Source organism: Sphingomonas sp. UYAg733 (assembly GCF_054057355.1).
Genome location: NZ_JBSRZE010000014.1, coordinates 25,511 through 51,388 on the forward strand (window position 1 = coordinate 25,511; position 25,878 = coordinate 51,388).

24 protein-coding genes are annotated in these 25,878 nt (G+C 63.5%); 15 read left to right on the top strand and 9 right to left on the bottom strand.

The window, feature by feature from the left end:
* Positions 1 to 25 precede the first annotated feature (25 nt).
* From ACVWZA_RS17595 to secG, 3 genes are all read right to left on the bottom strand, one after another.
* A complete protein-coding gene (locus ACVWZA_RS17595) occupies positions 26 to 2,494 on the bottom strand; it encodes a TonB-dependent receptor (RefSeq protein ID WP_457312631.1) in 2,469 nt (822 codons plus the stop codon).
* Positions 2,495 to 3,271: 777 nt separating this feature from the next.
* Positions 3,272 to 4,906 (bottom strand): CTP synthase, encoded by a 1,635-nt coding sequence (locus ACVWZA_RS17600; RefSeq protein ID WP_457312633.1) that lies wholly within the window; start codon positions 4,904 to 4,906, stop codon positions 3,272 to 3,274.
* A 94-nt stretch (positions 4,907 to 5,000) separates the two neighbouring features.
* The gene (gene secG / locus ACVWZA_RS17605) at positions 5,001 to 5,375 is read right to left on the bottom strand and encodes a preprotein translocase subunit SecG (RefSeq protein WP_457312635.1); all 375 of its coding nucleotides are present in this window, start codon (positions 5,373 to 5,375) and stop codon (positions 5,001 to 5,003) included.
* Positions 5,376 to 5,683: 308 nt separating this feature from the next.
* Between secG and ACVWZA_RS17610 the strand changes: the two genes are divergently transcribed.
* The 15 genes from ACVWZA_RS17610 (at position 5,684) to ACVWZA_RS17680 (ending at position 19,784) form a co-directional block, all read left to right on the top strand.
* Positions 5,684 to 6,004, top strand: a complete 321-nt coding sequence (locus ACVWZA_RS17610; protein ID WP_457312720.1) for a MarR family transcriptional regulator — start codon at positions 5,684 to 5,686, stop codon at positions 6,002 to 6,004.
* A 124-nt stretch (positions 6,005 to 6,128) separates the two neighbouring features.
* Positions 6,129 to 6,317, top strand: a complete 189-nt coding sequence (locus tag ACVWZA_RS17615) for a hypothetical protein (protein WP_457312637.1) — start codon at positions 6,129 to 6,131, stop codon at positions 6,315 to 6,317.
* On the top strand, positions 6,314 to 7,243 hold the full coding sequence (argC, locus tag ACVWZA_RS17620) for an N-acetyl-gamma-glutamyl-phosphate reductase (protein ID WP_457312639.1): 930 nt from the start codon (positions 6,314 to 6,316) through the stop codon (positions 7,241 to 7,243). Before ACVWZA_RS17615 ends, argC begins: the two co-directional genes overlap by 4 nt.
* Positions 7,244 to 7,315: 72 nt before the next feature.
* Complete coding sequence (gene zwf, locus ACVWZA_RS17625; RefSeq protein WP_457312641.1) at positions 7,316 to 8,776, top strand: glucose-6-phosphate dehydrogenase; 1,461 nt, start codon at positions 7,316 to 7,318, stop codon at positions 8,774 to 8,776.
* A gap of 65 nt (positions 8,777 to 8,841) precedes the next feature.
* On the top strand, positions 8,842 to 9,558 hold the full coding sequence (gene pgl, locus ACVWZA_RS17630; protein ID WP_457312643.1) for a 6-phosphogluconolactonase: 717 nt from the start codon (positions 8,842 to 8,844) through the stop codon (positions 9,556 to 9,558).
* A complete protein-coding gene (gene edd, locus ACVWZA_RS17635) occupies positions 9,555 to 11,372 on the top strand; it encodes a phosphogluconate dehydratase (RefSeq protein ID WP_457312644.1) in 1,818 nt (605 codons plus the stop codon). The genes pgl and edd overlap by 4 nt, the downstream gene beginning before the upstream one ends.
* Before the next feature lie 17 nt (positions 11,373 to 11,389).
* Positions 11,390 to 12,355 carry a glucokinase gene (gene glk, locus ACVWZA_RS17640; protein ID WP_457312646.1) on the top strand — a complete coding sequence of 322 codons (966 nt, stop codon included), beginning with the start codon at positions 11,390 to 11,392 and terminating at the stop codon, positions 12,353 to 12,355.
* Positions 12,355 to 12,960: a bifunctional 4-hydroxy-2-oxoglutarate aldolase/2-dehydro-3-deoxy-phosphogluconate aldolase gene (eda, locus tag ACVWZA_RS17645; protein WP_457312648.1), complete on the top strand. Its 606-nt coding sequence runs from the start codon at positions 12,355 to 12,357 to the stop codon at positions 12,958 to 12,960. The genes glk and eda overlap by 1 nt, the downstream gene beginning before the upstream one ends.
* Positions 12,961 to 13,114: 154 nt before the next feature.
* A complete protein-coding gene (locus ACVWZA_RS17650) occupies positions 13,115 to 13,660 on the top strand; it encodes a TetR/AcrR family transcriptional regulator (protein WP_457312650.1) in 546 nt (181 codons plus the stop codon).
* Between the two features lie 40 nt (positions 13,661 to 13,700).
* On the top strand, positions 13,701 to 14,702 hold the full coding sequence (locus ACVWZA_RS17655; RefSeq protein WP_457312651.1) for a 3-oxoacyl-[acyl-carrier-protein] synthase III C-terminal domain-containing protein: 1,002 nt from the start codon (positions 13,701 to 13,703) through the stop codon (positions 14,700 to 14,702).
* Complete coding sequence (locus ACVWZA_RS17660; protein ID WP_457312653.1) at positions 14,699 to 15,685, top strand: NAD-dependent epimerase/dehydratase family protein; 987 nt, start codon at positions 14,699 to 14,701, stop codon at positions 15,683 to 15,685. Before ACVWZA_RS17655 ends, ACVWZA_RS17660 begins: the two co-directional genes overlap by 4 nt.
* The gene (locus ACVWZA_RS17665; protein WP_457312655.1) at positions 15,678 to 16,514 is read left to right on the top strand and encodes an MBL fold metallo-hydrolase; all 837 of its coding nucleotides are present in this window, start codon (positions 15,678 to 15,680) and stop codon (positions 16,512 to 16,514) included. The genes ACVWZA_RS17660 and ACVWZA_RS17665 overlap by 8 nt, the downstream gene beginning before the upstream one ends.
* A complete protein-coding gene (locus tag ACVWZA_RS17670; RefSeq protein WP_457312657.1) occupies positions 16,511 to 17,656 on the top strand; it encodes a hypothetical protein in 1,146 nt (381 codons plus the stop codon). Before ACVWZA_RS17665 ends, ACVWZA_RS17670 begins: the two co-directional genes overlap by 4 nt.
* Positions 17,653 to 18,786 (top strand): hypothetical protein, encoded by a 1,134-nt coding sequence (locus ACVWZA_RS17675; RefSeq protein ID WP_457312659.1) that lies wholly within the window; start codon positions 17,653 to 17,655, stop codon positions 18,784 to 18,786. The genes ACVWZA_RS17670 and ACVWZA_RS17675 overlap by 4 nt, the downstream gene beginning before the upstream one ends.
* Positions 18,783 to 19,784 carry a Rieske 2Fe-2S domain-containing protein gene (locus ACVWZA_RS17680; protein ID WP_457312661.1) on the top strand — a complete coding sequence of 334 codons (1,002 nt, stop codon included), beginning with the start codon at positions 18,783 to 18,785 and terminating at the stop codon, positions 19,782 to 19,784. Before ACVWZA_RS17675 ends, ACVWZA_RS17680 begins: the two co-directional genes overlap by 4 nt.
* Here ACVWZA_RS17680 and ACVWZA_RS17685 read toward each other — a convergent pair.
* From ACVWZA_RS17685 to fabD, 6 genes are all read right to left on the bottom strand, one after another.
* Entirely contained in the window at positions 19,775 to 21,043 is a 1,269-nt protein-coding gene (locus ACVWZA_RS17685) for a F390 synthetase-related protein (protein WP_457312721.1), read from the bottom strand. The two genes, ACVWZA_RS17680 and ACVWZA_RS17685, sit on opposite strands and share 10 nt — an antisense overlap.
* 55 nt (positions 21,044 to 21,098) lie before the next feature.
* Positions 21,099 to 22,067, bottom strand: a complete 969-nt coding sequence (gene mltG, locus ACVWZA_RS17690; protein ID WP_457312663.1) for an endolytic transglycosylase MltG — start codon at positions 22,065 to 22,067, stop codon at positions 21,099 to 21,101.
* Positions 22,068 to 22,073: 6 nt separating this feature from the next.
* A complete protein-coding gene (fabF, locus tag ACVWZA_RS17695; protein WP_457312665.1) occupies positions 22,074 to 23,333 on the bottom strand; it encodes a beta-ketoacyl-ACP synthase II in 1,260 nt (419 codons plus the stop codon).
* A 147-nt stretch (positions 23,334 to 23,480) separates the two neighbouring features.
* Positions 23,481 to 23,717 (bottom strand): acyl carrier protein, encoded by a 237-nt coding sequence (locus tag ACVWZA_RS17700; protein ID WP_034158361.1) that lies wholly within the window; start codon positions 23,715 to 23,717, stop codon positions 23,481 to 23,483.
* An 88-nt stretch (positions 23,718 to 23,805) separates the two neighbouring features.
* Entirely contained in the window at positions 23,806 to 24,543 is a 738-nt protein-coding gene (fabG, locus tag ACVWZA_RS17705; protein ID WP_457312668.1) for a 3-oxoacyl-[acyl-carrier-protein] reductase, read from the bottom strand.
* A 104-nt stretch (positions 24,544 to 24,647) separates the two neighbouring features.
* Positions 24,648 to 25,583 (bottom strand): ACP S-malonyltransferase, encoded by a 936-nt coding sequence (fabD, locus tag ACVWZA_RS17710; protein WP_457312670.1) that lies wholly within the window; start codon positions 25,581 to 25,583, stop codon positions 24,648 to 24,650.
* Positions 25,584 to 25,878 lie beyond the last annotated feature (295 nt).

Here is a 25,878-nt window from a genome sequence, read left to right on the forward strand (position 1 = left end):
ACGCAGCAGAGGGCCACCGATGCTTTTAGAACGAGGCGCTGACAGTCAGGCCATAAGTGCGCGGATCGCCGGGATTGCCGGCGATCAGGCCGGTGTTGCCGGGCGTGGTCGCGAGCAGCTCGAAATACTTCGCGTCAAAGGCGTTACGCACCCAGCCGAAGATGTTGAAGTCGTCGGTGCGATATCCGACGCGGAAGTTCGCGAGGGTATAGCCATTGATGTCGGTATAGATCGAGCGCGAGGCGTTCGATGAGAATGTCGTCCGCGAATTGGCATCGGCCGCCAGATACGCTTCGCCATCGCGTCCGAACAATTTCGCCGGAACATTATACTCCCCGCCATAGGAGAAGGCCCATTTCGAGATGCCCGGCAGCAACTGGCCCGAAATATTGCAGACCAGCGGACTGTTGGTGCCCGGCGCGCCCGGGGCACCGATCACCGCACCACTACCGCCGCCCGAGAGTTCGGGCGGGCAAGGCGCATTCCTGAAATCCACATATTTGGGGTCGGTGTAGGCGCCATTCACATAGAAGTTGAACCGCTCCGACGGACGAACGGAAAAATCGGCTTCGACGCCCCGAACGCGCACCTTCGGTGCATTGGCGAGATAGCCGCGCAACGAGGAAGTCGAACTGTCGTTCACGATCGCCTGATAGTCCTTGATGTCGGTCCAATAGGCGGTGAGGTTGAGCGTCGCCCTGCGCGCCCAGAATTGCGACTTCACACCGATTTCAAAGTGATCAACCTTTTCCGGTTTGACCTGGGCGAGCTGAGTCTGGACCACACCCGCCACAACCGGCACGCCATTGAGGTTCAGACCACCCGATTTGAAGGTGTGAGCATAGGTGCCGTACACCAGAACATCACGCGTCGGCTTGTATGAGGCTGTGAGGTCATAGGACAGGTTCCACGCCTTATAGGCCTTGTCGGTGAATGCCTGGGGCTGGATCGCCTCGCGTTGTGCAGCATTGATGGCTGAGCCGCCGCTATAGGGCACGAGGTTGCCCAGCCGGTCGGTCACGACGCTGACATAGCTGCCGATCTTGTTGTCATAATTGACGCGGATGCCGGGCGAGATCGTGATCTGATCGGTCAGATCCCAGTTGAGCTTGCCGAACACCGCCCCGCTGAAATTCTTCAGGCGAATGTCATTCTTGGCGGTCAGCCCATCAAGGACGCTTGGGTCACAAGCCAGCGCGGTTGCCCCCGGGAAACAGCCATCCGCCCCGGCGTTGAGCAGCCAGCGGCTCGCGGCAGAGCCCTGCCGCTGCGTGCCGGTGGTATGGATGTCCTGATAGAAACCGAACACGCCAAGGACGTAATCGAAGCCTTCCTTCTTACCGGCGTAGCGGAATTCCTGCGTGTACTGGTTCTGCTTGGTCGGATTCTGCGACAGGGTCGTGATCGGCAAGCCGGTGAAGTCGCGATCGTTCTTCGGCCCCCAATCCCAGAAGCGCCATGCGGTGACCGAGGTCAGCGTTCCCGATCCAAGCTCCAGTTCGCCGCGCAGCGACACACCGCCAAGGATGTTCTTCGCATTCAGCTCGGCATCGACGTCGGTCACGCGGTCGAAAGGATTGCGGCTCGGCACCACATAGTTCAGCGCCGTCGACAATGCGTCATACTGCCGATAGATCGGACGCTGCGTCGTGCCGTTCCGCACGAAGATCTGCGCGCAGCATGCCGGATCCTGACGGTTGTAATCGCCCGACAAAGTCAGGTTGAAGCTGTCGGTCGCTTTCCACAACAACGCGCCGCGAACGCCGACATTGTCCTGTGCGTTGATATAAGTGTTCGTCGCCGTATTGAAGATCGTGCCGCGCCGGGTGGTCGTGGAGAGGCCGAGACGTACGGCGAGCGTATCGCTGATCGGGCCCGAAACCGACGCCTTGGCCTGTTTGAACGCAAGGTTGCCGGCGGTAACTTCGGCGCGCCCCTCGAAATCGAAGCTTGGCGGCTTCGACGTGATGTTGATTGCGCCGGCCACCGTGTTCTTGCCGTAGAGCGTCCCCTGCGGACCGCGCAGTGTCTCGACCTGCTGGACATCGAGAAAATCGAGCGTGGCGACCGCGACGCGGCTGAAATAGACCTGGTCGATATAGACGCCGACGCCCTGGTCGATCCCGTCATTGGTCAGGCCGAGCGGCGCGCCAAGGCCGCGGATGTTGACCGAAGAATTGCGCGGATTCGACGAATAGAATTGCAGCGTCGGCTGAAGCTGTTGGAGCCGCTGCACATTGAAGCTGCCGGTGCTGTCCAGTTCCTTGACGCCGACGACCGAGATTGCGATCGGCACGTCCTGCACCGCTTCCGCGCGACGGCGTGCGGTGACGATGATGTCGGACGCGACCGAGCTGCGCTGTACATCCTCCTCGTCGCGCTCTTGCGTACCCGGAACGGCCAGGGTCGGCGTGACGGGCGGTGGCGCAGGTTGCGGAGAGGTTTGGCCAATCGCGGTCGAAGCCAACAAAGCGGAAAGTGTGTGAGCGAGCATTAATGATTCCCCCTAGAGACTCACCTAAACTCCACTATTTTACTGGGACTTCGACCCGCTGCGTTCTTGCCCCGCCTAAAGTTGAACTTCATGCCAACGCAATCCGCGCTTTTGCCGCGTGCTCCGTCGATGAAGCGACCCAAATTAGCGCCGCATGGTGGCATCCGCTCCCCAAATCCAGCCTCAGGCAGCGCGCGTTTGATCCGATTGATTTCGTGCCGGGCGAAGATCGTCCGGGCAAAGCCAGACTGGAGAATTTGCGGGAAATGACATTCGGCGCACTAACGGGCGATCGATTTCGGACTGGATTCCATGTTCCATATCTCCCCAAATCCCGGCACCACCCACGTCGTTCTATTAACGTTAAACTACTGATATATAACATGTTATATTAAATTTCTCATGATGCCGCAGCATGAGAAGCGGAACATTCCCGGTGTAACATATCTCCCTGCTCCCACTCCGCCGCGCGCTATGATTCAATCATGGCGCAGGATGTGGTCATGACAGCCTCATGCCGGAGCTATCCCGGCTCGCTCTTTCTTATCGTCGAAACAGGATCGCCAAATGCAAACGGCCCTTCCCCAGTCTGGGAAAAGACCGTGCAGTTGAACTGCTTCGTCAATCAGGAGAACCTTAGCCGCCTGCGTCGAAGCGAATATTACCATTCGCCCTGGGCCTGTCGACAAGCTCGGCACGAACGGTTTGTTATCAATGAGTTCTGGTATGAATTGATCCACGCTCCTTGTTGTCGAATAACAGGGAGAAACCCGGGCTTCAGACCAGCCGGCTCTGCTTGACCGCCGCTTCGACGAAGCTGGCGAACAAGGGATGCGGGTCGAACGGCTTGCTTTTCAGTTCGGGATGGAACTGGACGCCGATAAACCAGGGATGGTCGGGCCGCTCGACGATCTCGGGCAGCGTACCGTCGGGCGACATGCCCGAAAAGACCAGGCCGCCCTTTTCGAGCGTGTCGCGATAGCCGGTGTTGACCTCGTAGCGGTGGCGATGGCGCTCGCTGATGTCGTCACCGCCATAGATCGAGGCGACCACGCTGTTGCCGGTCAGCTTTGCGGGATAGGCGCCGAGCCGCATCGTGCCGCCCATATCGCCACCCGCCTCGCGCTTCTGGATGCCGTCGGCGGTCATCCATTCGGTGATCATGCCGACCACCGGTTCTTCGGTCGGGCCGAATTCGGTCGACGACGCGTCTGGAATGCCGCCCAGGTCGCGCGCGCCCTCGATGCACGCCATCTGCATGCCGAAACAGATGCCGAAATAGGGCACGCGGCGCTCACGCGCGAAGCGCACGCTGGCGATCTTGCCCTCGGCGCCACGCTCGCCGAACGCGCCGGGCACGAGGATCGCGTGGAGCGGCTCGAGCTTCGCCGCGATATCATTGTCGGTCTGCTCGAACAGTTCGGCGTCGATCCACTGGATGTTGACCTTGACCCGGTTGGCGATGCCGCCATGGATCAGCGCTTCGTTGAGCGACTTATAGGCGTCCGGCAGCCCGACATATTTGCCGACCACACCGATCGTGACCTCGCCTTCTGGATTCTCCAGCCGGTCGACGATGTCGATCCAGCGGTCGAGCTTGGGCGCTTCGCCCGGTTCGATGCCAAAGGCGCGCAGCACTTCCGAATCGAGCCCTTCGGCATGATACTGCATCGGGACGGCATAGATGCTCTTGGCATCGAGTGCAGGAATGACAGCGGCCTGCGGGACGTTGCAGAACAGCGATATCTTGGCGCGATCGCTGGCCGGCAGAGGCTGTTCGCAGCGGCACACCAGAATGTCGGGCTGAACGCCGAGCGCGGCAAGCTCGCGCACCGAATGCTGGGTTGGCTTGGTCTTCAGCTCGCCCGCAGCAGCGATGTACGGCACCAGAGTTACATGGATGCTGACCGACTGGTCTCGACCAAGATCGTTCCTCAACTGGCGTATCGCTTCGATGAAGGGCAGCGATTCGATATCGCCGACGGTTCCGCCGATTTCGCACAGCACGAAATCGACATCGTCGGTCTGCGCCTGGGCGAATTCCTTGATCGCGTCGGTGACGTGCGGGATCACCTGCACCGTCGCGCCGAGATAATCGCCGCGTCGTTCGCGCGCGATGATCTGCTGATAGATGCGCCCTGAGGTGATATTGTCCGACTGACGCGACGGCACACCGGTGAAGCGTTCGTAATGGCCAAGGTCGAGATCGGTCTCCGCACCGTCATCGGTCACATAGACTTCGCCATGTTGATAAGGCGACATCGTGCCGGGATCGACGTTCAGATAAGGATCGAACTTGCGAATGCGCACGCGATAGCCGCGTGCCTGCAGGAGAGCCGCGAGGCTCGCCGCCATGAGACCTTTGCCGAGCGAGGAGACCACGCCGCCGGTGATAAAAATAAACCGCGCCATGGGAGCAAAGGCCTAGCGTCGTTATGGGCCGCGCGACAAGCGCGCGACTCCGAAATACCGTTAAAAATCCGACGAGGTGCGGATCGCGACGTGATTATTGAGCGAGCGGGACCGCATTATTACTCGCTGGTGCCGTGACGTTCGCCGCAAGCGCGGCGGCGGTCGCCGCATCGACGGCCGGCGGCGGCGCAGCGGCCGGAGCGACGGGCACGCTGCGGGCGAGCGACGGATCGATCGTCAGCGTCTGGCGAGTCGATGCCATGATCGCGAGCACGATGCTCAACGTGACGAACAGCGCCGCGAGCGTCGCGGTCGCATGGGTCAGGAAATCCGCCGCGCCGCGCGCGGACATCAGGCCCGACGGGCTGCCGCCGGTCGTCAGACCACCCCCCTCCGACTTCTGCACCAGAATGACGCCGACCAGCAGGGCGGCGATGATGGCATGAACGACGAGGATGAAAGTGAACATGAGGTGGGCTGCGCGATCTTTGAATGGGGAAAGCGGCCACATAGGCGACGTGGCCCCCCCGATCAACTACCCCCCCGATCTCCTACCCCGGCGATCGACCACCATCGATAAACCATCGCGCCAGGGAAACGCCTTGGCGGCTAAGATGAACATTTCGCCTCCGCACTGAAACCAGCCGCGTTCGCGGGCGTTATGGGCATTGATGTCGCTGTCTCCGACATTGCGTAATGTGGAATTCTATTGTGGCCACCATGCTTGAACGTTCCCTTGGCTCGACCGCATCGGCGGGCGCTTCTCTCGGCTCCTGGATGCAGGCGCTGGTCGATTATGTCCGATCCGGCGAGCCCGATCTGACCAATCGACAGATGGCGCTGCTGCTTGTCGTCTATCTCAAACCAGGGCCCCATACGGTGCGTGGGCTTGCCCGGGTGCTGAATGTATCTAAACCGGTCGTCACACGCGCCTTGAACAGGCTCGGTGGGCTGGGCTATCTGCGCCGCCAGCGCGACGATACCGACAAGCGCAACATTTTCGTCGCGAAGACCAGTGAAGGGGCAGAGTTTCTTGAAGAGTTCGGGCACTTCCTCGGCGATGCCGAGCAACCCGCCGCCCGCCGGGCCAGCGCGTAGAAGGTTTGCGCTGACTGGGCCGTCGACCAGACTCGACCCGCGTACACATGCCGTTCGTCGAGACATTGCCGACATTCGCCTCGCGGAGCTCGTCTTCGCACCGCACTATGCAGCCCCCCTCGCCATGGGCATTGATGGAGAGACGATTCTGCGTACGGAGCCGTCCCGGACTTCTGAAACAGTCGCGATCCTGAAGGCAGAGGAAATTTTCGAAGTGCTCGAATTCTCAGGCGGCAACGCCTGGGGCATCGCTCCCGCTCTTGGACTGGTTGGCTATCTCGACGCGGACCGCCTGACAGCGATCGTATCATGACCATCAGCCTGTTCATCGACGGTGCCGCCGGCACCACCGGCCTGGAAATTCGCGAGCGGCTCGCCGGTCGTGCCGATATCGCCATCGTCGAGATCGATGACGCACGGCGCAAGGACGCAGGCGCACGTGCCGAGGCGCTGAACGACGTCGATTTCGTAATCCTCTGCTTGCCTGACGATGCCGCGCGTGAGGCGGTGGCGCTGATCGCCAATGACCGAACCCGCGTGATCGATGCGTCGACCGCATTTCGCACGGCGGAAGGGTGGACGTACGGTTTTCCTGAACTCGAGCCCGGTCAGACCGCGGCGATCGCCGAAGCGATGCGGGTGACTAATCCCGGCTGTTATCCGACCGGTTTTCTGGCTCTCGTGCGCCCCCTGGTGCGTATGGGGCTGGTGCCGGTGGACTGGCTGATCACGGTCAATGCCGTGTCGGGCTATTCCGGCGGCGGCAAGACGATGATCGCCGAATATGAGGGGAGTAACCCACCGCCCGCCGCGCGCGCCTATGCACTTGGCCTCGCACACAAGCATGTGCCCGAGATGCAGAAACATGCGCGGCTCGAACATATGCCGATCTTTACCCCGTCGGTCGCCAATACCTATCGCGGGATGATCGTCGAGGTACCGTTGCCCCTTCACGCCTTTCCCCGGCGGCCGAGCCTGCATGTGTGCGAGGCGGTGCTCGGCGAGGCCTATCGCGACTGTGCGTTGATCCGCATCGCCGGTGACGACGGCGACACGATCGCAATCGAGGCGGATGCGGGCACCGACCGGCTCACGCTCCGGGTGTGCGGCAATCCCGACACCGGCCAGGCGCGGTTGATCGCGACGCTCGACAATCTCGGCAAGGGCGCGGCCGGTGCGGCGGTGCAGAATCTGAACATCATGGCAGGATTCGACCCGATCGCCGGGCTGACCGTCTAACGCACACGTATTCAGATTGTCCGCGCGCGTATCGCACGGTACCGCGCGGCACGTCGAACCAAGGAAGAGATCATGCGCAATCCGGTAGCCAAGCTGCTCCTGTTCGGTGCGACCGGCGATCTGGCGCAGCGTATGCTGCTGCCATCGCTCTATGGCCTGCATGCCGACGGACTGTTGCCCGAAGAGCTGACGATCACCGGCACGGCGCGGTCCGAGCATGACGATGCCAGCTTCCGCAAGTTTGCAAAGGGTGCGCTCGACGAATTCCTGCCTGACGACCGCAAGGATGAGAAGGCGATGAAGTCGTTCCTCGATCGGCTGGGCTACCAGCCGCTCGATGCGACCGACATGGCGCATTACAAGGATCTGGCGAAGAAGGTCGGCGATGTCTCAAACGGTCTCGCCATTTTCCTGTCGACCGCGCCATCCCTGTTCGAGCCGGTGATCAAGGGGCTGGCTGGCGCCGGTCTGGCCGGGCAAACCGTGCGGATCGGGCTTGAAAAGCCGCTCGGTTACGACCTGGAAAGCAGCCGAGAGATCAACGACACGGTGGCCACCGCGTTCAGCGAGGACCGCGTGTTCCGCATCGACCATTATCTCGGCAAGGAAACCGTTCAGAACATCCTCGCTCTACGTTTCGGCAACAGCTTCTTCGAGCCGGTGTGGAATGCGCGAGGCATCGACAATGTCCAGATCACCATCGCCGAGACGGTCGGACTGGAGGATCGTGCAGGCTATTACGAGACCGCCGGTGCGCTGCGCGACATGGTGCAGAACCATATGCTGCAGCTTCTCGCGCTGATCGCGATGGAACCCCCTGCCCGCTTCGACGGGACCTCGGTCCGCGATGAGAAGGCCAAGGTATTCCGCTCGTTGCGCCAGATGGCGCCAGCCGATGTGCCGAACCTGACCGTAACCGGGCAATATGGCGCGGGCGCAGTCAATGGTGAGATTGTCAAAAGCTATGCCGATGAACTGGGCAAGCCATCGAACACCGAGACCTTCGTCGCAATCAAGGCGCATGTCGACAATTGGCGCTGGCAGGGCGTGCCCTTCTACCTGCGCACCGGCAAGCGCATGCCTGCGCGTCGGTCGGAGATCGCGATCCAGTTCAAGGCGGTGCCGCATTCGATGTTCGGCGACCGCGGCGGGCTGCTACAGCCCAACATGCTGATTATCCGGCTGCAACCCGAGGAATATGTCCGGCTGTTGGTCATGGCCAAGGAGCCGGGGCTCGACCGCGACGGAATCCGCCTGCGCGAAGTGCCGCTCGATCTCAGCCTCGACAGCGCATTTGCCGGGACGCGCCGCCGCATTGCTTATGAACGGCTGCTGCTTGATTTGATCGAGGGCGACCCGACCTTGTTCGTGCGCCGCGACGAGGTCGAGGCGCAGTGGCAATGGATCGATGCGATCCGCGCGGGCTGGGATGCCAATGGTACCAAACCGAAGGCCTATGCCTCGGGCAGTTGGGGCCCATCGGCCGCGATCGCGCTGACCGAGCGCGATGGTGTCACCTGGCAGGATGATTGAGTGAGCAGCCGATTCAACCGCCGCTCAGCACGAGCGGTTCATTATTCAAAATTGCGAGAAGACAGATGAGCGAAGAGATCGAATGGTGGGATTATGACGACGCCGACGAGATGGCGAACGCGGTCGCGGGCGATATCGCATTCGTGATCGAAAGCGCGATCGATGCGCGCGGGGCGTGCGTCATCGCGTTGCCCGGCGGCAAGACTCCGCTGCCAATCTACGCCAAGCTCGCCGCGACCAAGATCGACTGGAAGCGGGTCACGATCATCCCTACCGACGAACGTATCGTGCCGCTCGGCGATCCCCTGTCCAACATCACTGCCATCGGCAAGGTCTTCATCCCCAAGGGCGCACGGGTTATCCCGATCATCAGCGAAGCCGCTGCCGACTATAAGGCGGCCGGGCGCGCGGCCGATTCGCGGCTCGGCGACCATCACTGGCCGCTCGACCTGTGCCTGCTTGGTGTCGGCGCCGATGGTCACACCGCGTCGATCTTCCCCGGCCCCGATTATGAGGAAGCATTGTCGGGTCCGCGAGAGCGGCGCGCGCTCGGCGTCATGCCCGACCCGATGCCACCCGAAGCCCCGGTTCCACGTGTTTCGCTGAGCCTTGCCGCGATCGTCTCGGCCCGCGCGCTGACGATTGCCGTGACCGGCAGCGCCAAGCGCAAGATCATCGAACAGGCGATCAAGCAGGGGCCATCCTCGCCCTATCCGATCGGCCGTGTGCTCGCCGACGCCGAACTGCCCGTCGATATCCACTGGAGCCCCGACGCAAAATGACACTTCACGCCGCAGTTGCCGCCGTCACGGACCGGATCATCGAGCGATCGAGACCGACCCGTGAGGCGTATCTCGCGCTGATCCGGCACGAGCGCGACAATAGCGTTCATCGCCCGATGCTCGGCTGCGCCAACCTCGCTCATGGTTATGCGGGCACCGACGAGGATCGCGACGCGATGAAGGCCGGCGGCGGCATGAACATCGGCATTGTCACCGCGTATAACGACATGCTGTCGGCACACGCGCCCTATTATCGCTACCCCGAGCAGATGAAGGTGTGGGCACGCGAAGCCGGTGCGACGGCGCAGGTCGCGGGCGGCGTGCCGGCGATGTGCGACGGGGTGACGCAAGGATACCCCGGCATGGAATTGTCGTTGTTCAGCCGCGACGCGATCGCGATGAGCACCGGCATCGCGCTCAGCCACGGCATGTTCGAGGGCGCGGCCTTGCTCGGCATCTGTGACAAGATCGTGCCCGGCCTGCTAATGGGTGCGCTGCGCTTCGGCCATCTACCGATGATCCTGATTCCGGCCGGGCCGATGCGCTCGGGCATCGCCAATAAGGAAAAAGCTCATGTTCGCGAACTCTATGCCGAGGGGAAGGCGACCCGCGAGCAATTGCTCGAATCGGAGATCGCCGCCTATCATGGCAAGGGCACCTGCACCTTTTACGGTACCGCGAACTCCAATCAGATGATGATGGAGATGATGGGCCTGCACATGCCCGGAGCCGCGTTCGTCAATCCGGGTACAAAGCTGCGCCAGGAACTGACGCGAGGCGCGGTCCATCAGCTGGCGAAGATCGGCTGGGCCGGCGACGATTATCGCCCCTTAGGCGAATGCGTTGACGAAAAGGCGATCATCAACGCCGCGATCGGCCTGCTCGCGACGGGCGGATCGACCAACCACCTGATCCATCTGCCGGCGATTGCGGCATGCGCCGGCATCGTGATCGACTGGGATGATTTCGATCGCCTATCGCGCTCGATCCCGCTGATCGCGCGGGTCTATCCCAACGGGTCAGCCGACGTGAACGGATTCGAGGATGCCGGCGGCATGCCTTATGTCATTCGCGAACTGCTCGATGCTGGCCTGCTTCACCGCGACATCAGGACCGTCGCGGGCAACGACCTGACCGATTACGGCAAGACCGCGACGCTCGACGGCGAAACGCTGGCCTGGGTCGATCCGGGCGCGAGCAAGGACGACACGATCGTCCGGCCCGCCGCCGATCCTTTTTCGCCCGAGGGCGGCTTTCGCATTCTCGCCGGCAATCTCGGTCGTGCTTGCATCAAGGTCAGCGCTGTCGACCGCGACCGCTGGACGATCGAGGCGCCGGCGCGGGTCTTTTCCACCCAGCAAGAGGTGCAGGACGCGTTCAAGGCGGGCGAACTCGATCGTGACGTGGTCGTCGTGGTGCGCTTTCAGGGGCCGCGCGCCAATGGCATGCCCGAGCTGCACAAGCTGACCCCGCCACTCGGTGTGCTGCAGAATCGCGGCTACCGCGTCGCGCTTGTCACCGACGGCCGCATGTCCGGCGCATCGGGTAAGGTGCCGTGCGCGATCCATTCCAGCCCCGAGGCATTGGGCGGTGGCCCGCTCGGCAAGGTGCGCGATGGCGATATCATCCGCGTCTGCGCGCAGGAAGGTGAACTGGTCGCGCTGGTCGATCCGGCCGAATGGGCGGCGCGCGAGCATTGCGCCGCGCCGCCGCCCGCGATGGGCACCGGCCGCGAACTTTTTTCGATCATGCGCGACCGCGCCAACGAGGCCGAACGAGGCGCATCCGCGATGCTTGCGGCGATGGGGTGGTAGAGTTGGGGGGCGGTAAGATGGAAGTCGTAACGGTCGATATCGGTGGCACTCACGCCCGCTTCGCCATCGCCGAGGTCGCGGATGGCCGCGTCGTTTCACTCGGCGAGCCAATGACTCAGAAAACCGCTGAGCATGCCAGCCTGCAGACCGCCTGGCAGGCGTTCGGGGCAGCACTCGGCCGCCCGGTTCCCCGCGCCGCAGCGATCGCCGTCGCCTCGCCGATCGGCGGCGAGGTGATCAAGCTGACCAACAATCCGTGGATCATCCGCCCCGCCCTCATTCCCGACCGGCTTGATGTCGACGATTATGTCCTGATCAACGATTTCGGCGCGATCGGCCATGCCGTGGCCCAAGCGTCCGATAGCGAATTCCTCCATCTCGCCGGCCCCGAGCAGCCATTTCCGGCCACCGGCGTGCTGACCGTATGTGGTCCCGGCACTGGCCTCGGCGTCGCGCAGGTTTTTCGCGCGATCGACCGCTATCATGTGCTCGAAACCGAGGGCGGGCATGTCGATTACGCACCGCTCGACGGCATCGAGGATGCCTTCGTCAAGCATCTGCGCAAGAAGTTCACCCGCGTCTCGACCGAACGAATCGTCGCGGGCCCGGGCATTGTCGGCATTTATGAGACGCTCGCCGAAATCGAAGGCCGCGCGATCCAGCGGCTCGACGACAAGGCGATCTGGTCGCTCGCGCTCGAAGGCCGAGACAGCCTCGCACTCGCCGCGCTCGACCGTTTCTGCCTCAGCCTTGGGGCGGTCGCCGGGGATCTCGCGCTGGCGCATGGCGCCAAGGGCGCGGTCATCGCCGGTGGGCTAGGCTTGCGCCTTAAAGAGCATTTCGCGCGATCGGGCTTTGCCGAGCGCTTCGCGGCCAAGGGCCGTTTCCAGCAGATGATGGCCGCGATTCCGGTCAAGCTGATCATTCATCCGCAGCCGGGCCTTTACGGCGCCGCTGCCGCCTATGCGCAGGAGCACACATGATGACGGGGATAGAAGCGATCATGCGAACCAGCGCGGTTATCCCGGTGCTGGTGATCGACAACGCCGCGACCGCCCGTCCGCTCGCCGAGGCGCTCGTCGCCGGTGGCCTGCGTGTGCTCGAAGTGACGATGCGTACCCCCGCCGCTCTCGATGCCATCCGCGAGATGAAACAGGTCCCCGGCGCCATCGTCGGGGCGGGCACCATCGTGACACTCGAACAATTCGAACAGGTGATGGCTCTCGACGTCGAGTTCATCGTCTCGCCCGGCCTGACTGAAAAGCTCGGCCGCCCGATCGTCGACAGCGGCGTGCCCTACCTGCCAGGCATCGCCAATTCGGGCGACATCATGCGCGGGCTGGATCTTGGCCTGACGCATTTCAAATTCTTCCCCGCCGAAGCGTCGGGCGGGCTCAAGGCGCTCAAGGCGCTGGCCGCCCCTTTCTATCAGGCGCAATTCTGCCCGACCGGCGGGATCACCGAAGCGAGCGCTCCCGACTGGCTGGCGTTCGACCCGGTGCTGTGCGTCGGCGGAAGCTGGGTAACCGGCGGCACGATGGCCGAAGTGGAGATCAAGGCACGCGCGGCCAACGCCCTGCGCCGCTGAAGACCCGCGAAACATTTTCGTGTCCGGAAGCGATCGCGCTGGAATATTATTGAACGGTGTTTAATGATCTGCGCCTCCGCTTGATGCCCCCCCCGCTTGACGACAAGGCGCCATGGCCAGACGATCCGATCATACGCGCGAAGAGCTGAGGGCAATGATCGTCCGCGAAGGGCATCGCCAGATGTCAGAAGTCGGCTTTGCGCATTTCTCCGCGCGCGAAGTGGCCAAGCGGATCGGCTATTCGATCGGGACGCTCTACAACGTCTTTGAATCACACGATTTGCTGGTGCTGGCGATCAACGCCAGAACGCTGGCGCTGTGGCAAGCTCATGTCGAGGTGCGGCTGGCGGCGGTCGAGCAGGGCCGACTGCGTACTTTGGTCGAGGCCTATTTCGAATTCGCCATTCTTCACCGTCATGCCTGGACCGCACTCTACGACCATCGCCTGGCCGATGACGTGCAGGCGCCGGAATATTATCGCGAGCAGATCCGCTCGCTGACCGGGATCGTGCGCGACGAGATCGCCTCCGTGCTATCGCCGGAGCAGGCCGAGCAAGCCGATTCACTTACCCGATCATTGCTGGCAACCGTCCATGGCCATTGCTTCTTCACCTTGAACGGTACGTTCGCCCTGCTGGGTGAAACCATGCCACTCGAAACCGTCTATCGCCGCGTGCTCGAAACAATCGCCGCCGCATAAGTCGCTTTACAAAGAAATGAACACCGTTCAATAATATGTCATGAATGCGATTCGCGGCATTGGATTTCGATTGGCGGGCAGCGGTATCGCGCTGCCACGCACTTCCGTTCCCTCGACCGACATCGACCTTCGGATCGGTACAGAACCCGGCTGGGCCGAAGCGAATTTCGCCATTGCGACGCGCTATTATGCACAGCAGGACGAAACGAGCTCGATGCTCGGCGCAAGGGCCGGCGCCGCTGCGCTGGCCGATGCCGGATGGGATGCCGGCGAACTGGACGTGATCGTCGCAGCCTGTGGCGTGATGGAACAGCCGATCCCCGGCACCGCGCCGCTGATCCAGCGCCGGCTGGGGATCGGCGGCAGCGGTATCACCGCGTTTGACGTCAACGCGACTTGTCTGTCGTTCATCGTCGCGTTCGAAATGCTGCTGATGGGCATGGCGGTCGGCAAATGGCGGCGCGGGCTGATCGTCTCCGCCGACATCGCATCGGCCGCGCTCGATTTCACCTCGCCCGAGGCATCGGTGATCTTCGGCGACGGCGCGGCCGCGGTCGCGGTCGAGGCGAACGGGCCTAGTCGCTTGCTCGCCGCCCGACTGAGCACGTTCGGTGACGGCGCAGATCTGTGCCGACTGGAAGCCGGCGGCACCCGGCTCCGCCCCCATGACGATCTTGACGGCTTCCTCGCAGCGAGCCGCTTCCGGATGGACGGTCCGGCATTGTTCAGCGCCACCGCACGCCGGTTTCCGCCCTTTCTGAAGCGATTACTGGGCGAGGCCGGTGTCGCTACCGACGTGATCGATACGATCATCCCGCACCAGGCCAGCGCCGCAGCGCTCGAACATCTCAAACGCGCTATGCCCGACGGCCATGCGCGGACGGTCGATATCTTTCGCGACCATGGGAATCAGATCGCGGCGGGCATACCGCACGCCTTGCACGTCGCGCGCAGTACCGGCCGTACCGCGCCGGACACGCATAGCCTGTTGATCGGGACTTCGGCCGGGGTATCGCTGGGCGGCGCGGTGATCCGGTGGTGAGCCGTCATGCGTTGGTGACCGGCGCGACCGGTGGACTGGGTCGCGCGCTCGTCGGTGAGCTCGTCGCGCAAGGCTATCGGGTGACCGCGACGGGACGCGACGCACGCATCGGCGCGGAGCTCGGCGCGCGGTTCATCGGTGCGGACATTGTGACCGATCCGATCGAACCGCTGGTCGAACATGTCGATACGGTCTTCCACCTCGCCGCACTCTCATCGCCCTGGGGTTCGGCCGATGCGTTTCGCCGGATCAACGTCGATGCCACCGAACGCCTGTTGCGGGCATCGCGCGACGCCGGCTGCGGTGCCTTCGTTTATGCCTCGACGCCGTCAATCTACACCGAATGCCGCGACCGTATCGGCCTCACCGAAGATAGCCCGGTCGCGGCGCGCTTCGCCAATGACTATGCGGCGACCAAATATGCCGCCGAGCGCCTGGTGCTCGCGGCGGACGCTCCCGGCTTCCGAACCATGGCGTTGCGTCCCCGCGCCATTATCGGCCCCCACGACACGGTGCTGCTGCCCCGCCTGTTGCGCGCAGCGGCACGGGGACGGTTCCCACTACCGAGGGGCGGCCAGGCATTGATCGAGCCGACCGATGTCCGGGATGCGGTAAGCGCCTTCGTGGCCGCCGATCGCTGGTGCTACCGCGCGGGCGGTCATGCGATCAACATTGCAGGCGGCGACCCACGCCCCTTGCGCCAATTGCTCGACCTGCTCTTCGCCCGAATGGGCGCTGGCGTGCGCTATACGTCCGTGTCGACCGGGCTCGCTTTGGCCGTGGCGACCGCAATGGAACGTGTCGCGATGCTGCTGCCGGGCCGGCCCGAACCTCCCGCCACGCGTTATACGATCATGGCGCTCGCCTATTCGCAAACGATGGGCCTCGATCGCGCAAAAATGCTGCTCGACTGGACACCGCGCCATAATGTCGAGGCGATGGTCGATCATGCGCTGAAGCCACGGGAATCTTGCGATGCGTGAAACGGCCATTTCCCTGATCCGCGCCGGCCACTGCATCCATCCGCAACGCATGACGATCCGCGACGGCAGCTGGCGCTCCGTCGTCTATCCGGCGCTGTCGGTGCTGATCATCCATCCGGTGGAAGGGCCGATGCTGTTCGACACCGGTTACGACCCCGCCTTCTTCGACGCGACCACCCCCTTTCCCGAACGCTTCTACCGCTGGCTGACGCCGGTGACGCTAGCCGCGGGTTCCGAGGTTGCCAGCCAACTCGCGCGCTTCGGCCTCGCCCCCGGCGATATCCGCCACCTGATCCTGTCGCATTTCCATGCCGATCATATCGCGGGCGCTCATGCCTTTCCCACTGCCACGATCCATTGTTCCAGGGCCGGACTCGACGCCGCATGCTCGGGCGGGAGAATCGCGTCGGTGCGACGCGGTGTTTTGCGCGCGCTGCTGCCGTCCGATATCGCGGTACGGGCGCGGTTCTTCGAGAATGCACCGCGCGTCGCGCTGCCCGGCGCGCTGCAACCCTTCGACATGGGTGCCGACATCCTCGGCGATGGCAGCCTGTTGGCGGTCGAACTGCCCGGGCATTGTCCCGGCCATTGGGGCCTGGTTTCCAACGACCAAGCACATGGCGAACATTTCCTGGTCGCCGATGCGGCCTGGTCGACCGATGCCATCCGGCGCGACATGCCGCCGCCCGCGATCACCAGCAATTTCCTCGGCAGTGCCAAGCGGGTCGAGGCAACGCTGCGACAGCTCAACGCTTTGTGGCGACGCAATCCCGCGATCCGCCTGACCCCGGCTCATTGCCCGGAACGTGCCGCCGAAGCGGGGCAGTGAGCAGGAGCATAATCCTGACCGGCGCGCGCGCTCCGGTCGCGGTCGATCTCGCGCGATCCTTCGCCACAGCGGGTTATGAGGTCCATCTCGCCGATTCGGTGAGCCCCTGGGCGGCGCGGATGTCACGGCATGTGCGGGCGACACACCGGCTGGCGCCGCCGCGCACCGAGTTCGCGGCTTTCGCATTCGGCCTGCGCGCCCTTGCCGCGCGCCTCGACCCGGTCGCGATCGTGCCGACCTGTGAGGAGATATTCTACGTCGCCGCGGCTGCCGATGACCTTGGCGGGCGCGTGCTCGCCCCGCCCCTTGCGCTGCTGCGGACGCTGCACTCGAAGACAGATTTCGCGGACTATGCTGGGGCGCTCGGCATCACGACGCCCGAAACCTGGCGGATCGAGAGCCGCGCGACCCTCGATGCCCTGCCGCTTGATCCCGCCATGCTGGTGTTCAAGCCGGAATTCTCGCGTTTTGCGACACATACCCTGATTCGCCCTAAGGTCGCCGACCTGGCACGGCTGTCCCCCACCCCGGAGCGCCCCTGGGCGGCGCAGCGCTTCATCGCGGGCGAGGAACTGTGCCTCTGGTCGTTCGCGCGCGCGGGACGGATCGTCGCGGCGGTGATCTATCGGCCGGTGTGGCGGCACGGCCGGGCGGCCGCCTATGCGTTCGAGGTCGTTGAGTGCCCCGGCGCACTCGGAATCGCGCGGACGATCGCCGCCAGCGGCGCGATAACCGGGCATTTGTCGTTGGACCTGATCGTGACACCGGATGGCGCGGTCGTGCCGATCGAGTGCAATCCGCGTGCGGTCAGCGGCCTGCACCTGTTCGATGCCCAACCGGACCTTGCCCGCGCCATGCTGGGCGAGGATGTCGATCCCCTACCGACCGGCGGCCTGAATTATCTCAGCCCCGCCATGGCGATGCTCGGATTGCCTGCCGCGTTGATCAAGGGGCGCTTGCCCGCCTTCGTGGCCGATTGGCGGCGCGGGCATGACTCGATCGGCCGGGCGGGTGACCGGATGCCGGTGATCGGCACGGTCATCGACGCGGCCCGCTTCACCGCCAAGGCCATTCGCGCCCGACACAGCCCGACCAGCGCGACGACCGACGATATCGAATGGAATGGCGAGGCGATCCGATGACGCTTTCGCTGTTCGATCCGCTCGACCCGCCGCCGCACGTGTGGCCCGAGCCATGCGAAACGCGCGCCTATATCGAGGGCATCGCCCGTGACGGCGTGACCGCGATGATCCCCAATGTGACGACGCGCTGGCTGGCGCTGCGTTCTGGCGAGCGAGTGTTTCCGGTGACGGTGAATGATGGCGCGATCGGCGGCAGCTACGTCACCTTGCCGCACAGCGCCTATATCCTCTACGCACGTGCCGAGCTCGACCTGGTCGATACCGGCAGGCTGCGGCCGCTGCTTGCCGGGTTGATCGGCATTGCCGACCGGCTGCTCCGCCAAGGGCGCATCAACCGTATCGTCCATGTCGACAATTGGCTGCTCTCGACCAATTTGCATGGCGACTGGGAAGGCGCGGATATCGCCGAGATTCGTACCTTTCTCGTCGAACGCTTTCCCGATCATGCGATAGCAATTCGCTCGGTCGATGGCTGGTCGTCACCTGCGTTGCTCGCAGCCACCGCGCAAGACGGCTGGACCTTGCTGGCGAGCCGGCAGATCTGGGTGACGACGGATCTCGCCGTGCAATGGCAACCGCGACGGGACACGCGAGCCGACCGCACATTGCTTGCGGCCAGTGGGCTGGCGATCGATCATTTCGAAACCATGTCTGAGGCCGATTCCGCCCGCATCGCGGCGCTCTATCATCTGCTTTATGTCGGAAAATATTCGCCGCTCAACCCCGTCTTCTCGCCCGCTTATGTGCACATGACCTGGCGTGAGAATATCCTCCGTTATCGCGGCGTGCGTGACACCGATGGCACCATCCTGGCGGTTGCCGGATCGCTGATCCGTGGAAAAATACTCACGCCGCCGGTGGTCGGTTACGATACCTTGCGGCCGCAATCGGAAGGGCTGTATCGGATCGCGACATTGCTCTTCACTATGGTCGCGATGGAGACTAGCGCCCGGCTCAACGGATCGGCCGGCGCGGCGCATTTCAAACGCAACCGCGGTGCCACCGGGGTGATCGAATATATGGCGATCGCGACCGCGCATTTGCCTTGGGCGCGCCGGGCGGTGTTTGGTTTCATGCGGCTGGTGCTCGATCGAATCGCGGTGCCGATGATGAAGAGGCGGGGGTTATGAGCAAGGACTGGCCGAGCGAGATCGCGAAGGGCTGGCATCCGCTGGCCGAGGTGAAGGCGCTCCGCGACAAGCCGCTCGCCCGGCGGCTGATGGGCAAGCCGATCGTGCTGTTCCTGAGCGATGGCAAGCCAGTCGCGTTGCTCGATCGCTGTCCGCACCGTGGGCTGCCGCTGTCCGGCGGTTGCGTGGAAGACGGTGCGATCGCCTGCCCCTATCATGGCTGGCGGTTCGGTGCCGACGGGGCATGCGTCGAGGTCCCGGGTTCGGATATCGTCCCGAACGCGCCGGCACAGGCCTTGCCGATCGTGATCCGCGCTGGGCTGGTCTGGACGTCGCTTGCGGAAACCCCGCCATCCTTTCCGCGCCTTCCCGACCTGCTCGATGATCCTGCCCTCGATCATTTTTGCTGGGCGGTCGGGCCGACCAAGATGCGCCTGCTCGACGGTATCGAGAACATGCTCGACGCCTCGCATCCGCATTATGTTCATCCCTGGTTCCTGCGCGGCATCGGCAAGCGCCGCGCGATGCAGGTCGATGTCACGCTTGGTCCCGATGGCGCCGAGGCGATCTATCACGAGAACGCTCGCGCCGACGGCTTCATGCCGCGCCTGCTCGAGGGCAAGCGCACGGTGTCGATCGGACGTTATTTCCCGCCGACGATCGGTCAGCTTGCGTTCGAAACCGAGCGTGGGCTGACAGTATCGCTGACCGCGATCTTCGTGCCCGAAGACGTGGATCTGACCCGGCCCTATGCATTATTCGCCACGCGCAAGGCGATTGCGCCGGCCTGGCTCAAGCGTTGGGTACTCAAAGCCTTCAACTTGCCGTTGCTGCGCCAGGATCAGCGCGTGCTGGAGGATCAAGTCAATGCGCTGGCAGATTGGGACGAGATCGATTTCGCCGTCGGCCCGGCGGACCTGATCGGACCGACCGTCTGGCGCCTGGCCAATGGCCGTCCGCAATCGCACGAAAAGCGGACGACGACGCTTTATCTGTGATGCCAGTCGCGCCGTACGCGACGGAGCTTGCGACCGGCGTCCAGTGTGAGGCCGCGCTGAAAGGATAATGCCGGCGATTCGACGCCGAGGCGATCGAACAGATGCAGCAGTGACGCCGCGACCAGCGCATCGCCGTCAGCGGGTAAATCGGCGTCGAGATGTACGGCAATCGCCGCCGGGCCAGTCTGAACGATCCTAAAATCGGTAATGCGACGGTCGGCATCGACGACCGCATTGCGCAGGACATCCGGCGTGATCATGCGCCAGTGCCCGGCGCTATCTATCAGCTCGAAACTGTCGTCCTGTCGTCCCTCGATCCGTGCAACGGCCTGCAACGGCGACCCGCACGGACATGCCGCATCCGACAGCGCGAGCAGGTCGTTCATCCGATAGCGTGCCATGATCTGTGTCGTGCGCGTGAAGTCGGTGACCAGCGGTATGACAAGCCCGCTATCACCCGATGACTGCCATTCGAAATGGACTGCGTCCTCGGCAAGATGGAGTGTGCCATGGGGGCAAGCCACACCGAACAGTCCCTCGGTCGCCATATAGATTTCGCGAACGCGCGCCCCGGTCGCGGTTTCGATGACGGCGCGATCGAGCGGATCGAGGACCTCGGCCCCGCTGAAAATATTATGCGCCGGCAAGTGCCCTATCTCGGCGAGGCGGCGCAATATCTTGGGCGGCGCGACGATCGTATCGGGGGCGAATGCCGCCAGCTCGTCGGCCCAGGCATCCACGCCCAATGCGAGATCGAAAAAGCGCAGGGAAATTCGTCGCCCGCGCTCCGCCGAACGATACAGCGTGGAAAACCCCGGCAGCGCGAGCGCAACGCGGTGCCTTCGCCACAGAATGTCCGGCAGTGCCTTGGCGAGGATCGTGCCGAGCCATACGAAGCGTTCCGCATCGCTGATCACAAAATACCCGCGATTACCGCTGGTCCCGGTACTCTGACCGATCGGATAACCTCGCACGCGATCCGCGCCACGATCGAGCGCATCCCGCACTTCCTCGACGGTAATTCCGGGCCGGTTATAGGCCGCGAAATCGGCCAGCAACGCGGCTTTGTCGATGATCGGGAGATGGTCGAGCCGATATGTCGAGATGCCGGCAAATGCTTGCACCCGAGGGACTGCCTCGCCCAGAAAAGTCTTCAGCCGCCGCGCCTGCCATGCGCGCAGATCGACGGGTGTTTTCAGCCGGCGTACCAATGACCGCGTCCGCCAGAAGGCCGAAACCGCGGTGAGGACCGGCGGCATGGCGATCACGCCGATTGCCTTCCAGGTGCCCCTGAGGATGAGCGCCCAACCAGGATCACATCTCGCCGCGTGCGCGTCTGATCGCGTACCATTTCTGAACGTGCGCATTATGCTGTTCGAGCGTATCCGCAAACACATGGCCGCCGGTGCCGTCTGCAACGAAATACAAGGCGTTCGACTGCGCCGGATCGAGCACCGCATCGATCGACGCACGGCCGGGATTGGCGATCGGCCCGGCCGGAAGCCCGACCATCGCGTAGGTATTATAGCCGTTCACCGCGCGCACCTCCGACGCCAGGATCCGCCGCCCCAATGGCCGCCCCCTGGTGATCGGGTAGATGATCGTCGGGTCGGCTTGAAGCATCATGCCGCGCTTCAGCCGGTTGGAATAAACCGCTGCTACCAACCGCCGTTCGGATTCCTTGCCGGTTTCCTTCTCGACGATCGAGGCGAGGATCAGTGCATCGCGCGGTGTGGTCACCGCGATGCCCGGCTTGCGCTTCGCCCAAGCCTTGGCAAGATAGGTTTTCATGGCGCGCTGCATGCGATCGACCATCGCCTGACGCGTATCGCCACGCTGGAAGCTGTAGCTGTCGGGCAGAACCGTGCCCTCTTCGGGAACCGCGACCGGGCCTTCCAGCCCCTTCGCCTTCATCAGCGCATCCTTGACCATTACCGATGGCCAGCCCTCCGGGACCATGACGAAGCGCTGCAGCGTCTTGCCACCTTGCAGCAGCTTCAGGATATCGGCCTGGCTAAGATGCGCCGGCAGCCGATATTCGCCGGCCTTGATGCCTTGTCCGCCGCCGAAAATGCGCGCTAGCGTCCTGAAATTACGCGCCGAACCGATCGCGCCGGCCTTTTCGAGTTGCTCCGCCGCGCCGGCCACGCTGGTGCCCGGCGCAATCTCGACCGTCGTGTTGCGCGGCAGCGGCCCGGCGCCGCCCCAATATTGGACGACCAGAAACAGCCCGATCCCGAGCGCAAAGATCAGGATCAGCGCGGAGCAGCCGAATCTACGCAAGGGCGGTCAGATCGCGCGCATGACGAGGCTGGCATTGGTGCCGCCGAAACCGAACGAATTGTTCAGCACCGCCTTGACCTTGCGTTCCTTCGCCTTGTGCGGGACGAGATCGACACCGATGCAATTTTCGCTCGGATTGTCGAGGTTGAGGGTCGGCGGCACGATCTGGTCGCGCAGCGCGAGGATGCAGAAGATGCTCTCCACCGCGCCGGCACCACCGAGCAGATGCCCGATCGCCGACTTGGTTGAGCTCATCGACAGCGTATCGATATTGTTGCCGAACAGGCGGCGCACCGCGTTCAGTTCGAGTTCGTCACCGAGCGGGGTGGAGGTGCCGTGCGCGTTGATATAATCGATGTCCGACAGCGCCAGGCCCGACTTTTTCATCGCCATTTCCATAGAGCGGAACGCGCCCGATCCTTCCGGATGCGGGGCGGTGACATGATAGGCGTCACCCGACAGGCCATAACCGATCACCTCGGCATAGATTTTCGCGCCGCGCGCCTTGGCGTGCTCATATTCCTCGAGGCAGACGACACCGGCGCCCTCGCCCATGACGAAGCCGTCGCGGGCGGTGTCATAGGGGCGGCTGGCGCGTTCCGGCGTGTCGTTGAAATTGGTCGAGAGCGCGCGAGCCTGGGAAAACCCGGCAATGCCGAGCGGGCAGATCGCGCCTTCCGCACCACCGGCGAGCATCACATCGGCATCGTCCATCGCGATCATCCGTGCAGCGTCGCCGATCGAATGCGCACCGGTCGAGCAAGCCGTGACGACCGCGTGATTGGGGCCCATCAGGCCATATTTGATCTGAACTTGCCCGGTGATCAGGTTGATCAGCCGACCGTGCACGAAATGCGGCGAGACGCGCTTCGGACCCTTTTCATGGAGCACGATCGATTCGCTGGCGATGCCAGGCAGGCCGCCGATTCCCGCACCGATCGAACAACCGGCGCGATATTTCTGCTCCTCGGTCATGTCGAGCAGACCGGCGTCTTCGAGCGCCTGGCCGGCCGCATCGATACCGTAGATGATAAACGGATCAACCTGGCGCTGCACTTTATGGTCGACGCGCTTGCCTGGATCGAAGCCATATTCATGCTGGGGCGGCTTGACCTCGCAAGCGATGCGACACGCATAGTCGGTCGCATCGAAACGCGTGATCGTGGCGGCGCCCGATTTGGCGGCAAGAATGTTCGCCCAGGCCGTCTCGACGTCTGCGCCGAGCGGGGTGACGAGTCCAAGTCCGGTTACGACAACGCGGCGCATGGCGGATCTCCGTATTTCATCTGCAAAAACGAACGGCCCCCCGCCCCTGTGCGATACGCTGGGACGGGGAGCCGGTCATGTCGATGGCCAAAAGGAAGGCAAACGATGGGCGCGGGCGGTGCGAATGCATCAGCCCATGCCCGCCGATCAGTCCTTATGCTCGTCGATGAAGGTGATCGCGTCCTTGACGGTCGTGATCTTCTCGGCGGCATCATCGGGAATCTCGACGCCGAATTCTTCTTCGAACGCCATCACCAGCTCGACGATGTCGAGGCTGTCCGCACCAAGATCGTCGATGAAGCTCGCGTCCTCGGTAACCTTGTCGGCTTCGACGCCGAGATGCTCGACGACAATCTTCTTAACGCGGTCTGCGGTCTCGCTCATTGTATCGTCCCTCTATCGCTGGGGGTTTTGGTAATTCCTGAACGCACGTAGAACGCGCTTGGTGCCCGCGCAAGGGGGCGGACGCTGTTCAGATCATCGCCATGCCACCATTTACGTGCAGTGTCTGGCCGGTGACGTAACCGGCTTCCTTGCTCGCGAGATAGACCACCGCCGCGCCGATATCGCTCCCCTCGCCCATCTTTCCCACCGGAATCCGAGCGTTGAGCGCTTCCTTCTGCGCATCGGGCAATTCGTCGGTCATCGGCGAGGTGATGAAACCCGGCGCAACGCAATTGACCGTGATACCGCGCGAGGCGAGTTCCTGCGCCAATGCCTTGGACATCGCCGTCAGGCCGCCCTTCGACGCGGCGTAATTTGCCTGGCCGGGGTTCCCCGTCGTCCCCACAACCGACGTGATCGAGATGATTCGCCCGAACCGCGCCTTCATCATCGGCCGCGCGGCGGCACGCGCAAGGCGGAATGCCGCCTCAAGATTGACGCGGATCACCTGATCCCACTCATCGTCCTTCATGCGCATGACGAGATTATCGCGCGTCACGCCGGCATTGTTGATCAGGATGTCGAGCTTGCCCAGCGCCTCCACCGCGCTCGGCACCAGCGCATCGACCGCCGCGCCATCGGACAGATCGCATGGCAGCGCGACGTGATCGCCGTCGAGGCTGACCCTGAACGCCTCAAGCTTGGCCGCGTTCGACCCCGACACCGCCAACCGCGCGCCCTGCGCCGCCAGCGCCTGCGCCACGGCCGAACCGATCCCCCCCGAAGCGCCAGTCACCAGCGCGGTCATACCTGTCAGGTCGAACATCTCAATCTCCTCACTTCCGTCATCCCAGCGAAGGCTGGGATCTCGCGCCGCACGGACGCGCTTCATTGCCGCGAGATCCCAGCCTTCGCTGGGATGACGGAAGGTTAAAGGTTCTTAGCCAAAGCCTCGATGTCGTCCATCGTCACCACGTTGGTAACTTCGACATCGGCCGCGCTGCGCTTGACCATCGGGCCGAGCACCTTGCCGCCGAATTCGACGAAATGTTCGACCCCGGTCGCGGCCATCGCGATCACCGATTCGCGCCAGCGCACCATGCCGGTGACCTGCTCGACCAGCAGGCGGCGAATCGTGTCGGCATCGCCGACCGGAGATGCGGTGACATTGGCGAAGACCGGCACCAGCGGTGCATCGATCCGCGCCTCGCCCAACGCCTTTTCCATTGCATCGGCTGCAGGTTGCATCAGCGCGCAGTGGAACGGCGCGGAAACGGGTAGCAACACCGCGCGCTTGGCACCCATATCCTTGGCGAGCGCGATCGCGCGTTCGATCGCGCCGCGCGCGCCGGATATGACGACCTGCCCCGGATCATTGTCGTTGGCGACGGTGCATACCTCGCCCTCGGCCGCCGCCGCGGCGATCGAGCGGGCCTTGTCCAGATCGGTGCCGAGCAAGGCTGCCATCGCACCCTCGCCGACAGGCACAGCCGCCTGCATCGCCTGGCCGCGATGCTTCAGCAGCAGTGCGGTCGTCGCCAGGTCGATCGCGCCGGCTGCGCACAAAGCGCTATATTCGCCGAGCGAATGACCGGCGACATAGTCGGCCTTGTCGGCAAGGCGGATGCCGCCTTCCTTCTCCAGCACGCGCAAGGTCGCGATCGCATTGGCCATGATCGCAGGCTGGGCGTTCTCGGTCAGCAACAGCTGATCCTCCGGCCCATCGGTCATCAGCCGGAACAGGTGCTGGCCGAGCGCTTCGTCGACTTCCTGGAATACCGCGCGGGCGATTGGGCTGGCATCCACAAGGGCTTTGCCCATGCCGACGGCCTGACTGCCCTGCCCCGGAAAAATAAATGCGCGCATCTCGGCTCCTTCAGATCAGGGGCGTCGGACTAGAAAGATGAATGACCCATGGCAAGCTGAGACGCCTTGCGGCCATTTCGACATTCGGGCGGCACGGGGCTGCGACGACCGCATCATAGATAGATGAGGACACCAGACGAGGCGCTATTCGAAAAGATGGAGCAGTTTATGAAGACGTTCATTCTCGCGGCGCCCGATCCATTGGTCGCACTCTGCTGAACACGCCGCGCGGCGAATTGGCGACGCGCGATGTGTCGACCGCCATTCGTTATATGGCGAGCGCGTTCAGCTGACG

Bases quoted from the DNA above. Each gene is read 5' to 3' on its own strand.
- ACVWZA_RS17655 (WP_457312651.1), top strand. From the start codon at position 13,701: ATGAATGCGATTCGCGGCATTGGATTTCGATTGGCGGGCAGCGGTATC.
- ACVWZA_RS17665 (WP_457312655.1), top strand. From the start codon at position 15,678: ATGCGTGAAACGGCCATTTCCCTGATCCGCGCCGGCCACTGCATCCAT.
- secG (WP_457312635.1), bottom strand. From the start codon at position 5,375: ATGTTCACTTTCATCCTCGTCGTTCATGCCATCATCGCCGCCCTGCTG.
- ACVWZA_RS17650 (WP_457312650.1), top strand. From the start codon at position 13,115: ATGATCGTCCGCGAAGGGCATCGCCAGATGTCAGAAGTCGGCTTTGCG.
- ACVWZA_RS17680 (WP_457312661.1), top strand. From the start codon at position 18,783: ATGAGCAAGGACTGGCCGAGCGAGATCGCGAAGGGCTGGCATCCGCTG.
- argC (WP_457312639.1), top strand. From the start codon at position 6,314: ATGACCATCAGCCTGTTCATCGACGGTGCCGCCGGCACCACCGGCCTG.
- glk (WP_457312646.1), top strand. From the start codon at position 11,390: ATGGAAGTCGTAACGGTCGATATCGGTGGCACTCACGCCCGCTTCGCC.
- edd (WP_457312644.1), top strand. From the start codon at position 9,555: ATGACACTTCACGCCGCAGTTGCCGCCGTCACGGACCGGATCATCGAG.
- eda (WP_457312648.1), top strand. From the start codon at position 12,355: ATGACGGGGATAGAAGCGATCATGCGAACCAGCGCGGTTATCCCGGTG.
- ACVWZA_RS17685 (WP_457312721.1), bottom strand. From the start codon at position 21,043: ATGCCGCCGGTCCTCACCGCGGTTTCGGCCTTCTGGCGGACGCGGTCA.
- pgl (WP_457312643.1), top strand. From the start codon at position 8,842: ATGAGCGAAGAGATCGAATGGTGGGATTATGACGACGCCGACGAGATG.
- ACVWZA_RS17600 (WP_457312633.1), bottom strand. From the start codon at position 4,906: ATGGCGCGGTTTATTTTTATCACCGGCGGCGTGGTCTCCTCGCTCGGC.
- zwf (WP_457312641.1), top strand. From the start codon at position 7,316: ATGCGCAATCCGGTAGCCAAGCTGCTCCTGTTCGGTGCGACCGGCGAT.
- fabF (WP_457312665.1), bottom strand. From the start codon at position 23,333: ATGCGCCGCGTTGTCGTAACCGGACTTGGACTCGTCACCCCGCTCGGC.
- fabG (WP_457312668.1), bottom strand. From the start codon at position 24,543: ATGTTCGACCTGACAGGTATGACCGCGCTGGTGACTGGCGCTTCGGGG.
- fabD (WP_457312670.1), bottom strand. From the start codon at position 25,583: ATGCGCGCATTTATTTTTCCGGGGCAGGGCAGTCAGGCCGTCGGCATG.
- ACVWZA_RS17595 (WP_457312631.1), bottom strand. From the start codon at position 2,494: ATGCTCGCTCACACACTTTCCGCTTTGTTGGCTTCGACCGCGATTGGC.
- ACVWZA_RS17615 (WP_457312637.1), top strand. From the start codon at position 6,129: ATGGGCATTGATGGAGAGACGATTCTGCGTACGGAGCCGTCCCGGACT.
- ACVWZA_RS17610 (WP_457312720.1), top strand. From the start codon at position 5,684: ATGCAGGCGCTGGTCGATTATGTCCGATCCGGCGAGCCCGATCTGACC.
- ACVWZA_RS17675 (WP_457312659.1), top strand. From the start codon at position 17,653: ATGACGCTTTCGCTGTTCGATCCGCTCGACCCGCCGCCGCACGTGTGG.
- ACVWZA_RS17700 (WP_034158361.1), bottom strand. From the start codon at position 23,717: ATGAGCGAGACCGCAGACCGCGTTAAGAAGATTGTCGTCGAGCATCTC.